This is a genomic window from Maribacter corallii, from assembly GCF_047345415.1.
GTDB lineage: Bacteria > Bacteroidota > Bacteroidia > Flavobacteriales > Flavobacteriaceae > Maribacter_C.
Map to the genome: position 1 here is coordinate 1 of NZ_JBLFEP010000023.1, position 1,490 is coordinate 1,490.

Sequence of the window (1,490 nt, forward strand, 5' to 3'; positions counted from 1 at the left end):
GTGTCCCTGGCCAACTATGGGGTACCGGTGGATTTCGTGACCCGTCTGCCCGATAACGATATCGGCGCATGTGCCCTGATGGAAATGCGCAAGCGCGGCGTGGGCGTGGACAAGATCGTCCATGGCGGCGACCGCCTGGGCATCTATTTCCTGGAGACCGGTGCGGTGAGCAGGGGCTCGAAAGTGGTCTACGACAGGGCCCATTCCGCAATGGCCGAGATCGGTCCGGGAATGATCGATTGGCGGACCGTCCTCGAGGACGTGGAATGGTTCCACTGGACCGGTATCACCCCCGCTATCTCACAGGGGGCGGCCGATGTATGCCTGGAGGCGGTAAAGGTCGCCAGTGAGAAGGGGATCACCATCTCCACCGACCTGAACTATCGGGCCAAGCTCTGGAGGTACGGCGGGGACCGCGAGGCCATCATGACCGAACTGACCTCCTATTGCGATATCATCTTGGGCAACGAGGAGGACGCCGAGAAGCACTTCGGTATCCATCCCGAGGGACTCGACGTACACAAGGACGGCCATGGGGTGAAGGCGGAGGCCTTCCTATCGGTCTGTAAACAGATGATGAAAAAGTTCCCCAAGGCGAAAAAGGTGATCACCACCCTGCGCGGTTCCATCTCCGCCTCCCACAATACATGGGCCGGCGTGCTCTACGACGGGGAGCGGATGTACCAGACCCGGCAATACCAGATCACCGATATCGTGGACCGTGTCGGCGGGGGGGACTCCTTCATGGGCGGACTGATCTACGGATTGCTCAAGTATCCCGAGGACGACCAGAACGCCCTGGACTTCGCCGTGGCCGCCTCCTGTCTGAAGCATACCATCAAGGGGGACGCGAACCTGGTCACCGTGGCCGAAGTGGAAAAGCTCATGGGGGGCGACGCCTCCGGTCGGGTGGCCCGTTGACCGTTCGGTCCCATGAAGACCCCGGCCCCGGAACATTAGAAACCTTAAACCCATACCAATGGCACAATATTCAAGACTACAAGTGGCGACCGTGATGAGGGAAACGGGCATGGTGCCCCTTTTCTTCCATTCCGATGTGGCACTGGGCAAGAAAGTGCTCAAGGCCTGTTACGACGGCGGGGCACGCCTGCTGGAGTTCACCTCGCGGGGCGACTATGCCCATGAGATATTCGGGGAACTGAACAAATACGCGATCTCGGAGCTCCCGGGAATGATCATGGGGGTCGGCTCCATTACCGATGCCGGGGCCGCCTCGACCTATATGCTGTCGGGGGCCAACTTCATCGTTACCCCCGTACTGAGGGAGGACATCGCCCTGGCCTGCAACCGAAGGAAGGTGCTATGGTCGCCCGGCTGTGGCTCGTTGACCGAGATAGCCAGGGCCGAGGAGCTCGGCTGCGAAGTGGTCAAGCTCTTTCCCGGCGATGTATACGGGCCCAAGTTCGTCAAGGGCGTCAGGGGCCCGCAGCCCTGGACCAGTATCATGCCCACCGGAGGGGTGTCCCCGA

The 1,490-nt window shown here is 60.9% G+C and carries 2 protein-coding genes; both read left to right on the forward strand.

What is annotated here, in order from left to right; genetic code table 11:
• A partial coding sequence (locus tag ACKWCA_RS23935; protein WP_413980779.1) for a PfkB family carbohydrate kinase occupies nucleotides 1-921 on the forward strand: 921 nt, incomplete at its 5' end.
• 58 nt (nucleotides 922-979) lie between these two features.
• Nucleotides 980-1,490 (forward strand): bifunctional 4-hydroxy-2-oxoglutarate aldolase/2-dehydro-3-deoxy-phosphogluconate aldolase (locus tag ACKWCA_RS23940; RefSeq protein WP_413980780.1); only part of this gene is annotated, 511 nt, incomplete at its 3' end.